The sequence below is a fragment of the Lamprobacter modestohalophilus genome (genome assembly GCF_016583905.1).
Lineage (GTDB): Bacteria > Pseudomonadota > Gammaproteobacteria > Chromatiales > Chromatiaceae > Lamprobacter > Lamprobacter modestohalophilus.
This window is the reverse complement of record NZ_NRRY01000080.1, coordinates 1-13,112: the sequence shown is the minus strand read 5'-3', so window position 1 is coordinate 13,112 and position 13,112 is coordinate 1. Positions and strand designations below refer to the sequence as shown.

Below are 13,112 nucleotides of genomic sequence, written 5' to 3'. Positions count from 1 at the left end.
GCAAGAAAGACAATCTGTTTCTCTAAACTTGAAAAGATGCATGACATTGTCATCGGCCTATTCATCAATCGCTACGAGTTTGGGCTAATAATTCAGTAGGCAGCAGGTACATATCTATAACACTACCCCGAACTCTTTGTTCCAGGCTTCAAGACCTTGCGTGAGCAGTACGGCATCGCCCAATTCCAGTTTCACAATCCACCCGCGACCTCATTTCTGCGCGTTCATGGACCGGAAAAGTTTGGCGATGATCTCAGCGCCATCCGCCAGACCGTCATCGAGACCAACCGCTTACAGCAGCCCATATCAGGGCTTGAGCACGGCGTGTTCGGGCTCGGTATCCGCAGCCTGCAACCGGTGCAGTGGCAAGGACAGCACGTCGGTTCGCTCGAATTTGGCATGAGCTTCGGCCAGGATTTCTTCGAGCGTTTTGAGGAACTCTACGGCGCTGGTGCAGCCCTGCGGCTGCGCGAGGAGAGCGGCTTCAAGACCTTCGCCTCAACCTTTGGTGATCAGCCGCTGCTGAGCAAGGCGGCTCTCGATGCGGCCATGAAGGGCGAGCAACCGATGGAAGACCACTACTACGGCGATACGCCACTCGCGGTGATGGGGGCCGTCATCCGGGACTTCTCGGGTGAGCCCGTGGGGGTGCTTGAGGTGACGCTGGATCGAACCTCCTATATTGCCCGGGCAAACACCGCGCGCAACGCGGCGCTGTTCATCAGCGCCGTGACGCTAGGTGTCGGCATCCTGCTCGCTTTCCTAATTTCACTGACCATCACCCGCCCCATCAAGCGCACCGCCGCCGCCATGGGCGATATCGCCGAGGGCGAGGGTGATCTCACGCGGCGCCTCGACGCCAGCGGCCGCGACGAGCTGAGTGAGCTTGCACGCCAGTTCAATGCCTTCGTCTCGCGCATGCAGTTGACGCTGCAGGATGTGCGCGATAGCGCGCGCAGCGTGTATGAGACCGCGGGCTCTATTGCGCGCAGCAGCGAAGATCTGGCGAGCCGCAGCGATCAAGCCGCTGCCAATCTGCAACAAACCTCGGCAGCCATGGAGGAGATCGCATCCACGGTGGCACACGGGGCTGATTCCGCCCATCAGGCAACCGCGCTCTCGGCGTCGGCCAGCACGGCCGCCACACAAGGCTCGACCGGGATGCAAGAGCTGCGCACGACCATGCACGATATCGACCAGGCGTCGTCGCGAATCACCGATATCGTCACCCTGATCGATGGCATCGCCTTTCAGACCAACATCCTCGCGCTCAATGCCTCGGTTGAGGCCGCACGCGCCGGCGAGCATGGCCGGGGGTTTGCAGTGGTCGCACAAGAGGTCCGCACGCTTGCCGAGCGCTCAAGCCAGGCCGCACGCGAGATCCGCGATGTCACTGAGGAGTCCGTCAAGACCTCCCATCTCGGGCTGAGTAAGGTCGAGCAGGCGAGCGAGTCAATGAACCAGATTCTAGAGAGTATCAGCAACGTCAATGACGTCCTCGAAGAGATCAGCGCCAGCACCCGGGAGCAAAGCTCGGCCGTCGCAGAGGTCAACACCGCGGTCACCGAACTAGACACGGTCACTCAGCAGAATGCCGCGATGGTGAACCAGACCTCATCCTCAGCCGCCCAGATGCGCACGCTCGCCGAGCACCTGAACGCGCTCATCGACGCCTTCGAGCTGGGGGCCACGGCTCGGGACGATGACAACGAGCCGCATGCTCAGGCCGCCTTGCCGCGAGGCATAACGCACTGACACATGACGCACTGACAGATGAACGAAGAGAGCCTGATCAACGAGATCCAAGAGCTTAATCTGACCTATCTCTTGCTGGCGCAACGTATGCTTCAGAGCGATCGGGCAAGCGCAATGTTTCGGCTCAAGATCCAAGACGAAATGGCAGAGCTACTGCTGTCGCTGAGCGCGCGTCAGCTCGCTAAACTATCTCGAACGAATCAGTTACTTTGCCGTTTCGGCTACGAAGATGCCGAGCAGCTGCGCATTGTGACGCATCAGCAGCGTGAACAGGACCTCTGCGGCTTGCACGCATCGCTCCTGATGGCGTCGCGCCAGCGCAGCGAGCCCGATGAAACGGGGAATTAGACCATGCCACCCAAGAGCCCGGTCACCGAAATGCATCAAGTGCAGCTCGCCATCGAGCTCATTGAGCTCGGCGCCCGCCTACAAGTCTTAGAGACCGAGACCGATCTCAGCCGCACCTGTCTGACGAAGCTCTACAAAGAGCTTCGAGGCAAGTCACCACCGAAGGGGATGCTACCGTTCTCGACCGACTGGTTCATCACCTGGCTACCCAACATCCATGCCTCACTGTTCATCAATATTCACCAGCGCCTGCGGGAGGACTTTGGCTGTGACCGCATCGATGCCTTTGTGCGAGCGTTCCGGCTCTATCAGGAGCAGATACAGATCAGTGGCCAAGAGACCGTGCTCGGCCTCACCCGCGCCTGGACGCTGATGCGATTCTTTGAGAATGATCTGCTACAGTTGAAGGGTTGTACGCGTTGCGGTGGTCAATTCATTGTTCATGCCTATGCACCCGTTCAGGACTATGTCTGTGGCATCTGCCACCCGCCATCTCGGGCCGGCAAGACGATGCGGCGCGGTGCCGGCCCCGTGCTCAAGGCTAACTGAGCCAACAGCCATCGTGGCTAAGCAACACACCCGAGCGCACGACGCGCTCGCGAGCCGGGCCTCAGGCGTCTACACCAGGATGGCAAAGCAAGACGGACGGGCGTGTATGACAGACTGGTCTGATTCCAGTCGCTAGTTCGGGAACAGGAAACGCGGATGGACATCACCGATTTCTACGATACCTTCTTCGAAGAAGCCGAAGAGCTGCTGACTGACATGGAGCGCTATCTCCTCGAGCTCAATCTCGAGGAGCCTGATGCGGAGCAGCTCAACGCCATCTTCCGCACCGCGCATTCGATCAAGGGCGGTGCCGGAACCTTCGGCTTCGAGGCACTGCAGAAGACCACACACCTGTTTGAGAATCTGCTCGACCATGCCCGGCATGGCGAACTGAACCTGCGTCGGGACATTGTCGACATCTTTCTGGAAACCAAGGATATGCTGAATGATCAGCTGACGGCCTATCGCAATGGCGAAGAGCCGGACCAAGAAGCCTTCGAGCGCATCTGCAAGACCCTGCAACAGCTTGCCGAAGAAGAGATCAAGGCCCGCGGCGATGGCAGCCCCGGCGCGCCGGCCAGCCAACCTCAAGCGCAGACGCGCGAAGCCGAGACTGAGGCCGCCGGCGAAGGCGAGCCGGCAGCGTCCTTGCTCATCGCCCTGCTCGGGATCAGCGAAGAAAATCGTGCACTTCTGGTCGAGGAGCTCGAGCAGTTCGGCACGGTTATCGCGCAATCTGGGGACGCGGAAAGGTACGAAGTCGAGCTTGAGACCACAACCAGCGCAGCCGACATCGAGTCGGTGATGTGCTTCATCATCGAGCCAGAACAGATCGAGACGCGGAGCGCAACGCCATCCGCCGCGGCCGCGGCCGAAGACACCTCGCCCGCATCGCAAGCAGCAGAGCCTGAGTCCAAGGCCGCAGCCGAGCCCATTGCGGCTTCCGGGGCTTCCGAGGCCGCCGAACAAGCGCCATCGAGCCAAACCACTGCGCCCGAACTGGCGCAGCCGGTAGAGCCGCAAAAGCCGATGGAGCCGAAAAAGACGGCGAGTAAGCCACCGGCCAAGCCCAAGGGCGGAGCAGAGAACTCATCGATCCGCGTCTCGGTCGAGAAGGTCGATCAGATTATCAACCTGGTCGGCGAGCTCATCATTACCCAGTCGATGCTTGATCAGACCGTCAGCCAGCTTGACGGCGTGACCAATGGCTCGCTCGTCAATGGCATGAGTCTGCTTCAGCGCAATGCCCGCGATCTGCAAGAAGCGGTGATGTCGATTCGAATGATCCCGATGGATTTCGTCTTCAGCCGATTTCCGCGCGTGGTGCGCGAGACCTCGAGCAAGCTCGGCAAAGAGATCGAGCTACACACCGAGGGCGAATCGACCGAGCTCGACAAGAGCCTGACCGAGCGCATCATCGACCCACTGACGCATCTGGTCCGCAACAGCCTCGACCACGGCATTGAAAAACCAGAAGAGCGTGAGGCCCTAGGCAAGCCGCGCGTCGGCCATCTCACCCTCTCCGCCCGACACCAGGGCGGCAATATCATCATCGAGGTGAAAGACGACGGCGCTGGCCTGAATCGCGAGAAGCTGCTTGCAAAGGCCCGCGAGAGTGGCCTCAGCGTCTCCGATAGCATGACCGATGACGAGGTCTGGCAGCTGATCTTCGCCGCCGGCTTCTCAACCGCCAAGGAGGTCACCGACGTCTCCGGGCGTGGCGTCGGGATGGACGTTGTCAAGCGCAACATCCAGGGCCTTGGCGGGAGCGTACAGATCATGTCGACGGCGGGGCAAGGCACGACCATTCGCATCGTTCTACCGCTCACCTTGGCGATTCTCGACGGCATGTCGATCAAGGTCGGCGACGAGATCTTCATTCTCCCCCTGTCGACGGTGCTGCAATCGTTGCAGCCGACCAAGGCGGATCTCTACGAGATGGCCGGTGAAGACCTGGTCTTGCGGATGCGCGACGAGTACCTGCCCGTCATCGCGGTGCATGACGCATTGGATGTGGAAGGCGCCCAAACCGATCCATTGCGCTCCATTGCTGTTATCGTCCAAGGCGAGGGGCGACGCTATGCCCTCCTCATCGATGACCTCATCGGCCAACAGCAGGTGGTCGTGAAGAACCTCGAGACCAACTACCGCAAAGTGCCAGGAGTATCAGCGGCAACCATCCTCGGCGATGGCCGCGTGGCGCTGATCCTCGACATTGCCGGACTCCATCATCTGAGCCAGAGGAAGAAGGAAGCCCGTCAGACAAGCCTCGACACGTCCGCTAAACCCCTTCCCACATCAACGGAGGTTGCCCTCTCATGAGCCGTCTAACGAGCGACGCCCTATCTGCAACAGAGGGTGAGAACCAGCAGTTTTTAGTCTTCTCGCTCGGCGAGGAGGAGTATGCGATCGACATCCTCAAGGTTCAGGAGATTCTCGGCTACGAGAATGTCACACGCATCGCCAACGCCCCCGATTTCATCAAGGGCGTGACCAACCTGCGTGGGGTCATCGTGCCCATCGTCGACCTGCGGATCAAGTTCCATCTGGACAAGGTTGAATACGGCGGCCAGACCGTGGTGATCGTGGTCAACGTCTTCGACCGGATCGTGGGCATCGTCGTCGATGGCGTCTCAGACGTCATGACGCTGACGCCGAATCAGATCAAGCCCGCCCCAGAGCTCGGTATGAGCATGTCGTCAGATTTCCTCAAAGGCCTCGGCAGCTTGGAGAATCGCATGCTGGTCCTGGTCGATATCGACAGGCTCCTGACCAGCAAGGAGATGGCCCTGGTCGAGCAGGTCGAGCAGGTCGCCGGGTGAAGCATTGCCGGAGGCGCGATCCACGGCCGAAGACGGTCGCGGAGCACGCCCTATACAAGCGCTGAGCGTTCGCTTGTTAGACATGAGCATGCGAACGAGCTGGGCGCTGGTGCTTGGCGCCTTCCTGTTGCTGATCACGGTGCTCAGCGTGCTCGGCTTCTTTGTACTGGCCCAGGCTGAGAGCACAATTGGCCTGTTGGCACCACAATCGGGCGCCGCGGGCACGCAACTGCTGCAGGACTTCTCAGCACTCGCGGACCATGCCCACTTGATCATCATCTGCGTGCTCGTGATTGCGCTGCTCACCGCTGCGGTGGTGTTTTGGGGCGTGATCGCCAACGTCCTACAGCCCTTGCAAAAGGTCGTCGCCAGCTTCGACGCGATGGCTTACGGCGACCTCTCAGTGCCGCTCGAGCGCTTCGGCCGTAACGAGCTCGGCCAACTCAGTGCCGCGGTCAAGGCCCTACAGCAGCGCTTGTCGCGGACCGTGGCGCTGGTCCGCATGAGTAGTGATGCCGTCCACCGCGGCGCCCAGCACATCGCGAGCGGCAACAATGATTTCTCAGTGCGAACTCAAGAGCAGGTCGCCAAGCTAAAGAAGACGGCTTCACAAATCGCCACATTGTCGGCAACCGTGAGGCAACATGCAGAACAGGCGCGCCGCGCTCGCCACGTCACAGAGAGCGCGGCACGCACCGCCTGCACTGGTCACGAGACGGTTGGCGATCTCGGCGCGACTATGGGTGAGATCAGCCAAGGCGTGCAGCGGATGACCGAGGTCGTCGAGCTCATCGATAAGGTCGCTTCTCAGGCCAATCGCATCGCGCTGCTTGCCTCGGTTGAGGCCGCCCAGGCGGGAGAAAGCGGTCACGGCTTCGGCATGATCGCGCGCGAGGTGAGAGACCTATCGAAACGCAGTGCCGATGCGACTCAAGTGATTCGATCCCTGATCGAGGCCTCGGTCACAGGCGTCAACACCGGTCTCGCGCAAGCGGATCAGGCCATGCAATCCATCGATGCCATTGTCTTGGCGGTCAATCAGGTCAACAGCCTGATGGATGGGATCACCTCGGGCTCAAGGGATCAGAGTCAGGGTATCGAGCAGATCAATCGTGCCATTGCGCAGATGGATCAGGTCACCCAGCGCAACGCAGATTTGGTGCGGCAGGACGCAAAAGCCGCAGATCAGGTCGAGGCCGAGGCAGCACGACTGAGAAAGGCCGTCTCCGTATTCAAGCTCGCACCCGAGGTCGAGCAGCGCTTTACGGCCAATCGTTATGACGCAGCCGCCGAATGGATGCAAACGCTCACACCGGAAGATCTCGCTCAGGCCGGTCGCACCAAAGGAAAGCGTCGTCGCGCCGCTTAGGTGATCTCGCACAACCCGCCTAACTCTCATGGCGCGGCGCCACCCCGGACAATGAATCGCGTGAGATTCACGTTAAGCTATCAGCTATGCCCCCGCTCATCGGCAATCTGTCGAACCCAAACCAGGAGTTCGGCAATCACCTGGTAGAGACTCGGCGGAATCTGTTCGTCGAGATTCAGATTCATCAACAGTCCGACAAGCTCAGGAGCATCATGGACGTAGATACCGTGTCGCGCGGCCTCCTCGATGATGCGCTCGGCGATGTCGCCGTACCCCTTGGCAACGACACGCGGCGCATCATCCCCATCACGATAGGCAAGGGCAATCGCGCGACGCCGTTCGTCAGGTAGCGCCTCGCTCATGGTGGTGCCTCTTCTGGCTCGAGCAGGTCGTGGTGGAGGCGGATTCGAACCTCGGCGAGGTCTAGTGCATCAAGCCGAGATTTTAACTGATCGACGCCTTCGGCCAGCGCCAGGCGAACATCTGGATCTCGCGCCACAAGCTCGAGATCCAGTTGCGAATCGCGCAGCCAGAGCTTTACGCCAACCTCCCCAAGGCCCGCCACCTGCAAGGTCATATTTGAGTGCCACTCTTTGGTGCCAGACTCATCTTGCCCCTGCTCCTCGTCCGTTCCCCCTCGCTCATCCCGTTTTGCCGGCGGCTGAATCATCAGCGCCATAAAGATACCGGACCAAACGTCGCCCTCCCACCGCAGCACCGGTGTCGCCAATAGCTCGAGCTGATGGCGAACCACGCCCTGCAAGCTCTCATGGATGACTTCGCTACGTTGCAGCCGCGCCGACTGGGTCGCGATCTCCGCATTCAATGCCTGCTGCTGCACCGCAGCAACACTGCTTGCGCGTGCGTCGGCGCCAGCCACCCCAGCAGGGGCTCCTGGAGGGGCTGATGGCTGCGCGGTCTGCGAGGTTCCCGGGGCTCCGGGCGCACCAGCGGCGCTGGCACTACCTGGAGCCGCCGGCGATGCCGACTGCCCACTCGTGCCACCTTGCGCGAAACCAGCGGGTGCCTCACCTGCCCGAGATAGACCGAGCAAAAAGGCCGGCAGGCTGGTCTTCAATGGCGTCGGCGGCAGACTCGGTGAGGCCTGGGTGAAGCGCAAGGAACTCAACGTCTGTGGGTCAAGCAGCGGCTGCTCACGCCCTGACCGCGTCGTGATGTCGGCGTTCAAGGCCTGCGGCTGCGCCGCCGCACTGTTTCCGCGCGCATCTGCGCCAGCCGCCGCCCCCGCAAGACCTAATGGCTGCGCCGAGCCCGGCGCCGCCGAAACCCCACCGACGCCTGCCCCAGGAGGAGCGACCGGTAAGACTGACTGTGCATTCAAACCACTCTGCGCGAGCGCTGGAGCTGCGCCACCTACCCTCGATAGACCCAGCAGAAAAGCAGGTAAGCTCGTTTTTAACGGCGCTGGCGGTAGGCTTGACGCTGCTTGGCTAAAGTTCAACGATCGCAACATCTGCGGCTCGCGCAGCAATTGCTCGCGCGGCAATTCACCGCGAAACCAGCGCGACAGATGAGACTCGTAAAACAGCCCGCTATCACGGACCGACGACTGGAGTCGCTCTGCCACCTGAGTAGGCGCCGGACTCTGACTGGACGGAAACAACGGCTGCGCGACGCGGAGTGCGGATGGGGAGGCCGGAAAACGCAGCATCAGATCGGCAATCGAGCGTGCCGAAGAGGTGAAGGTCGTCTGTGTGGAAGGCGGTGGCAGCTTCTCGCCAGTCGGCTGGCGGGCCTGCGTGGCGCGCTCGTCCTGTGGGGCTCGCCCCGCCTCTCTGACCGGGGCATTATTCCGCGCATCGAGCCGGGAATCACTGCGGACGGCGGCAAGCGCCCCTGCGGCCGTCATCGGCTTGACCGGCTGATTGAGGTCGCGGGGGTGTGGAGTATCAACCCGCTTCCCCAATACTTGATGCATCAGGGTATCGATGAGGGTGTTGATGCCACTCACGTCGACGTAAAGCGCTGAGCGGCCTCGATGACCTCCGAGGTCTCCTGATAAAAGCTGTAGGTGCGAGACAAGGCAAGCTGCTGCCTAGAGCCTGAAATCATCTGCGTGAGCTCGCGCCGCCGATCCATCAAACGTTGGCGAATCTCCTGATCCGACTCGAGCAGCTGCTTGAGCAGTTCGGCTTTGCGATCGTTGACCTCTTGACCGAGGGGCATCGGCTCGTCATCGAAACAGCGAAGTGCTTCGACCTGAGCAAGATAACTGCTCTGAAGATCGATCAGCGCCTCCCAGTCAGCCTCTCGGGCAGATTTGAGCATCCTCTCCGAGCATGCTAGCAGCGCTTCATACACCGTCAGCAGATCCTGCTGACGAGTCGAGGACCCGGAGCCGGTTGGCGTCTTGGGCATCAGCGAGGCGACCATGTTCGTTCAGGCGACAGCTGTCTGCGTCTGCTGTTCGCCGATCTCGCGCCAAGCTGCTGAGACATCCTCGAGTAACGCCTCCGCCTCATCCAGGCTTTTTTCATCGTTGTGCAGGTTAGCAGCCAGCAACAGGCGGCTGATGTAGTCGTACAACGATGCCAAGCGTTCGGCAATCTCGCCACCACGCTCCGCATCCAGAGCGGCAGCCAGACCATTGTTGACGATATCCATCGCCTTAGAGATCGCTTTGCCTTTTTCCGGAATATTGCCGTCCTGCATTTGGATGCGGGCCGCGCGAATCGAGGCGATTGCGCCGTCGAACAGCATCGTAATCAGCTGGTGTGGGCTGGCTGACATGACTCCACTTTCCACTCCCACTCGGGCATAGGCGCCGGCCCCTCGGCCATAGGCTGTTGCTCCACGCATCACATTCATCGTTTTGGCTCCCCTCTTGATCAGGCTGTCGGCAGACCGCTCGCGATTAATTATCTCTGCCGAGCATTGAATTTAGATTGTCAAACTGTTGCGTCAGGTAGGTGCTGGTCTGATTCATCTGAGCGATCATCGAGTCGAGCTGCCCAAACTGAACCCGATAGCGCTCGATCTCACGCTCAATCGAGATTTCCATGCGGGCGGAGCGTTCATCGAGGCTGGTGATCCGCGATTCCACACCGCTTCGAGCGCTCCCCAGCAAACCGCGATCATCAAGCACCTGATCGAGCATCTCGCTCAGTGCGCCGGCAAAGCCTCCCGCCTCAGTGTCCCCAGCGAAGAACGTGGTGAGTGCCTGCCGCTGATTGACAACCGCATCGTCGAGCTTTTCTGCATCAATCTCGAGCGTCCCGTCGCGTTGCAGACTGATCCCGATATCGGAGAGCGTACTGAAGTCACCGCCAGAGACGATGCCACCGAGCACACCGCGCAGCCGCGAATCGATGGTGCGCAACGCACTGTCTCCGAGCAACTCGCCAGCGGCACCAGTCTCAGCATTGAAGCTGGTGAGATCAGCTGTGGTCTCTTTCAAGGAGTTGAAAGCATCAACGAATCCGCTGATCGCATCACGTACGGCAAAATTGTCGCGCTCGACGATGACCGTCGAATTGGCTGAGTCGCCCTCTTCGGCCAAGCTCAGGGTCACGCCTTGGATAGCGCCTTCGACCTGGTTGCTCTGGCTGGTGATGACGATGCCGTTGACGGTCAAGGCCGCATCCTCGGCGGCAACGGTTTCCCGCATTCCGGCGTAAGGTTCAACGTAACCAGTCTCCGGCTCCACCTCGAAGCTCAGGCGCTCATCGCCACCAGTAAAACTGATCGATTGGATCGCTGCATTGGTGCCGGTCTCGTTCGTACTCAGCACCAAGCGATAGGGATTGGTCTCATCACCATCGTTGACGATGCTCGCAGTAATCCCAGAGCCTGCGGCATTGATGCTGTCGCGGATAGCCTCGAGACTATCGCCCTCCGCCACCGTCACGTTAAGCGGATCAGCATCGCCGGCCTGGATGCTCATGGTCCCCGCAGAAAAGGTCTCACCCTCAGCAAAACCGCCGGTTGCAATACTTTGGGCGCGCGCCAGTGTGGTCACACTGACATCATAGCGACCCGGCACGGCGTTGGAATCCGCTGCCGAGGTCACGCTGGTACCGGTAACGCTACTGGAAAGGCTTCCAAACAGCGCGCTGCCATTGAGTGTATCAGCCGCCGACTGCAAGGACGAAAGCGCCCCTTGCAGCTTGCCATAGGCCGAAAGCTTCGCCTGTTGAGCCTCTTTCTGCTGAGCGATCGGCTGAAGCCGACCGCGCTCGGCGTCGCGTAGCTGATCGAGTAATCCGTTGAGATCAAGCCCTGAACCGATGCCGAGCGAAGTGATAGTTGACATGACGGCTCCTCGTGTCGTGTTCTGGGAGTATGCCTGGCTAGCGATCGAAGGCTGGCCAAAACGCCCGCCCCTGCGAGCAACTCCCTCCTAAGGTTAGTAGGATTATCGGCAGCTGCCATCCGGACTTTAGGCGAAAACCGTGCCGCCGCGGCCAAGTGGGACATGAGACAGTGGGCCATGAGACAGTGGGCCATGAGACAGTCAGCCATGAGATAAGGGTCAGAGCGAAACCACCATCTCCTCCAACGGCTTGCCGAGCTTCAGCACGGCCTCGTCACGCAACACCTCGCCGAGCGAGTCATCAGGTGGCTTTACCGCATCCGTCAGCTGCACCTGCAGCGGCCGGCCCTTGGCATCAAGCCTCTGAATCCAAGCCAGCTGCCCGGCCTCGAAGCGGACCAACGAGCCAATCGGCAGAGACCCGAAGGCGCTGATATAACGCTTGAGCCAGCGCTGGTCGAAACGTTCTGACTGATGTGCGAGTCGAGCATAGATGTGCGCCATACTCCGTGCCGGGCGATCGGGCCGCTCTCGGCGCATCGCATCGACCGCGTCGACGACCATCGCCACGCGCGACAGCTCACCGAGCTGATCGCCACTCAGGCCCAGCGGATAGCCACTGCCGTCAAGTCGCTCGTTGATCTCGAACACCACACTCTTTAACACGCTGCTCGCTAACCATTGGCAACGCTCAAAGCTTGGCTCGAGCAGGGCGACATGGGTCGTCAACAGGGCACGCTGCTCTTGATCCAGCTCTGGCGAATTGACGACGCTGTCTGGCAGAAACGCCTTGCCAAAATCGTGCACCATCGCGCACGCAGCCACAGCCTTGCAGGCATCGCGCGGCATCTTGCTCAAGGTCGCCAGGTCGAGCAGATGAACGGCCACCGCAAGGCAGTGACGCACCAACGTGGCCTCTTGAGACAGGCACCGGACCGCAAACAAGACGGCCTCGCGATCCTCGTCATGGAGCAGGAGCAGCCGGTCTGCATGTCGCGACAGCTGGACTGGGTCCAACCGATGATCGCAGGAGAGCTCGAGCAGCTGCGCATCCAAGTAGCCTGCCACACGCGCAAGACGCTTCGTCATCGGCGTGGCATAGCGTTGGGCATTGCGTCGCGCGACCAGTGGCGGCGCTTTGGGGTCGGTCTGGAACAGCAACGAGCGCAGCAATCCATCGCCGCCACTCGCTGACTGGCGAGCCGATTCGCGCTCGATCTCGCGGACAAGCAGCCACAGTTGGCGTTCTTCCTCGACGTTGGGCGTGTTGAACTGGAAGCCAACACTCATGACTTGCCGCTCGATGTTGGTGCTGTAGTGCTTTGCAACACCTTTAATAGCAAAACGCGTGCCGTCAGGGAAGCAGAGCTCGATCTCAAGCGGCTCGGACGCCACCAACATGTTCGCGCTCGAGATGGGCATTTCGACCATGCACCCATCCAGCGAGAGGTTCTTCAGGTCGCCCTGAGAGGTTGTCGCGTCTTCCTGGTCTCTGAGGATGGCGCCAACCTCCATCCCCAGCCGCAGCTTTGCACGGAAGTATTGGCGCCGCTGCAACACCTCTAAGTAGAGCGGGTAATCGCAACGACATCGCAATCGACCTTGCTGCTGCTCGCAGACGGTGATGACCAGCACCGGGGTCCGCAGCATCATGCCCTTAGACTCGCCGACCAGCCGAAACGGCTGACCACGCTTCAAAGGACCCGCCAATTCCCGGATCGCGCTGATATCAAGCAGCAGATGATCGCCGAACACCTGCTCGGCGACCAAAACCGGCAACGCCTTGCCGTCGGAATCCTCCATCACCAACGACGCCCCTCCAGGCTCGCTCAGCTGGCCTAGCAAGGTCTCGATCTCGGACGGCTTCTGGGTAGTGTTCTTGATCTGTACCGGTGATATTTTTTGATCAAAGAAAATTATATACTATTCTACTGTTAACGGTAAACTTTCGGGATCTTTAGTTATGGTACTTGAACCTGTTTGCTGCCCCCATTGC

General features: G+C 60.3%; 12 protein-coding genes and 1 pseudogene. 7 read left to right on the top strand and 6 right to left on the bottom strand.

The genetic code is table 11. The features are described 5' to 3' along the window. The 7 genes and pseudogenes from CKO42_RS28650 to CKO42_RS24470 all read left to right on the top strand — a co-directional run. Nucleotides 1–99 (top strand): annotated as a pseudogene (locus CKO42_RS28650) (IS1 family transposase); the annotation flags it as partial. A 57-nt stretch (nt 100–156) separates the two neighbouring features. Then, a complete protein-coding gene (locus CKO42_RS24495) occupies nt 157–1,755 on the top strand; it encodes a methyl-accepting chemotaxis protein (RefSeq protein ID WP_200251024.1) in 1,599 nt (532 codons plus the stop codon). Nucleotides 1,756–1,773: 18 nt separating this feature from the next. Continuing rightward, on the top strand, nt 1,774–2,103 hold the full coding sequence (flhD, locus tag CKO42_RS24490; protein ID WP_200251021.1) for a flagellar transcriptional regulator FlhD: 330 nt from the start codon (nt 1,774–1,776) through the stop codon (nt 2,101–2,103). Nucleotides 2,104–2,106: 3 nt separating this feature from the next. Then, the gene (gene flhC, locus CKO42_RS24485) at nt 2,107–2,652 is read left to right on the top strand and encodes a flagellar transcriptional regulator FlhC (protein WP_200251019.1); all 546 of its coding nucleotides are present in this window, start codon (nt 2,107–2,109) and stop codon (nt 2,650–2,652) included. Between the two features lie 156 nt (nt 2,653–2,808). Then, the gene (gene cheA, locus CKO42_RS24480; protein WP_200251016.1) at nt 2,809–4,974 is read left to right on the top strand and encodes a chemotaxis protein CheA; all 2,166 of its coding nucleotides are present in this window, start codon (nt 2,809–2,811) and stop codon (nt 4,972–4,974) included. Further along, nucleotides 4,971–5,474 carry a chemotaxis protein CheW gene (locus CKO42_RS24475; RefSeq protein ID WP_200251003.1) on the top strand — a complete coding sequence of 168 codons (504 nt, stop codon included), beginning with the start codon at nt 4,971–4,973 and terminating at the stop codon, nt 5,472–5,474. The genes cheA and CKO42_RS24475 overlap by 4 nt, the downstream gene beginning before the upstream one ends. Before the next feature lie 88 nt (nt 5,475–5,562). Beyond that, nucleotides 5,563–6,843, top strand: a complete 1,281-nt coding sequence (locus CKO42_RS24470; RefSeq protein WP_200251000.1) for a methyl-accepting chemotaxis protein — start codon at nt 5,563–5,565, stop codon at nt 6,841–6,843. Between the two features lie 80 nt (nt 6,844–6,923). Here the strand turns inward: CKO42_RS24470 and CKO42_RS24465 are convergent, their stop codons facing one another. The 6 genes from CKO42_RS24465 to CKO42_RS24440 form a co-directional block, all read right to left on the bottom strand. After that, on the bottom strand, nt 6,924–7,205 hold the full coding sequence (locus tag CKO42_RS24465; protein WP_200250997.1) for an EscU/YscU/HrcU family type III secretion system export apparatus switch protein: 282 nt from the start codon (nt 7,203–7,205) through the stop codon (nt 6,924–6,926). Continuing rightward, entirely contained in the window at nt 7,202–8,782 is a 1,581-nt protein-coding gene (gene fliK, locus CKO42_RS24460; RefSeq protein WP_200250984.1) for a flagellar hook-length control protein FliK, read from the bottom strand. The genes CKO42_RS24465 and fliK overlap by 4 nt, the downstream gene beginning before the upstream one ends. A 29-nt stretch (nt 8,783–8,811) precedes the next feature. Next, the gene (locus tag CKO42_RS24455) at nt 8,812–9,222 is read right to left on the bottom strand and encodes a flagellar protein FliT (RefSeq protein WP_476737486.1); all 411 of its coding nucleotides are present in this window, start codon (nt 9,220–9,222) and stop codon (nt 8,812–8,814) included. A 21-nt stretch (nt 9,223–9,243) separates the two neighbouring features. Further along, the gene (gene fliS, locus CKO42_RS24450) at nt 9,244–9,672 is read right to left on the bottom strand and encodes a flagellar export chaperone FliS (RefSeq protein WP_200250977.1); all 429 of its coding nucleotides are present in this window, start codon (nt 9,670–9,672) and stop codon (nt 9,244–9,246) included. 46 nt (nt 9,673–9,718) lie between these two features. After that, nucleotides 9,719–11,116, bottom strand: coding sequence for a flagellar filament capping protein FliD (gene fliD / locus CKO42_RS24445; protein ID WP_200250974.1), 1,398 nt, complete (start codon nt 11,114–11,116; stop codon nt 9,719–9,721). A gap of 219 nt (nt 11,117–11,335) precedes the next feature. Continuing rightward, the gene (locus CKO42_RS24440; RefSeq protein ID WP_200250954.1) at nt 11,336–12,919 is read right to left on the bottom strand and encodes an HD domain-containing phosphohydrolase; all 1,584 of its coding nucleotides are present in this window, start codon (nt 12,917–12,919) and stop codon (nt 11,336–11,338) included. Nucleotides 12,920–13,112: the final 193 nt, after the last annotated feature.

Coding starts and splice junctions, on each gene's coding strand:
- flhD (WP_200251021.1), top strand. CDS start 1,774: ATGAACGAAGAGAGCCTGATCAACGAGATCCAAGAGCTTAATCTGACC.
- flhC (WP_200251019.1), top strand. CDS start 2,107: ATGCCACCCAAGAGCCCGGTCACCGAAATGCATCAAGTGCAGCTCGCC.
- cheA (WP_200251016.1), top strand. CDS start 2,809: ATGGACATCACCGATTTCTACGATACCTTCTTCGAAGAAGCCGAAGAG.
- CKO42_RS24475 (WP_200251003.1), top strand. CDS start 4,971: ATGAGCCGTCTAACGAGCGACGCCCTATCTGCAACAGAGGGTGAGAAC.
- CKO42_RS24470 (WP_200251000.1), top strand. CDS start 5,563: ATGCGAACGAGCTGGGCGCTGGTGCTTGGCGCCTTCCTGTTGCTGATC.
- CKO42_RS24465 (WP_200250997.1), bottom strand. CDS start 7,205: ATGAGCGAGGCGCTACCTGACGAACGGCGTCGCGCGATTGCCCTTGCC.
- fliK (WP_200250984.1), bottom strand. CDS start 8,782: ATGCATCAAGTATTGGGGAAGCGGGTTGATACTCCACACCCCCGCGAC.
- CKO42_RS24455 (WP_476737486.1), bottom strand. CDS start 9,222: ATGCCCAAGACGCCAACCGGCTCCGGGTCCTCGACTCGTCAGCAGGAT.
- fliS (WP_200250977.1), bottom strand. CDS start 9,672: ATGAATGTGATGCGTGGAGCAACAGCCTATGGCCGAGGGGCCGGCGCC.
- fliD (WP_200250974.1), bottom strand. CDS start 11,116: ATGTCAACTATCACTTCGCTCGGCATCGGTTCAGGGCTTGATCTCAAC.
- CKO42_RS24440 (WP_200250954.1), bottom strand. CDS start 12,919: ATGGAGGATTCCGACGGCAAGGCGTTGCCGGTTTTGGTCGCCGAGCAG.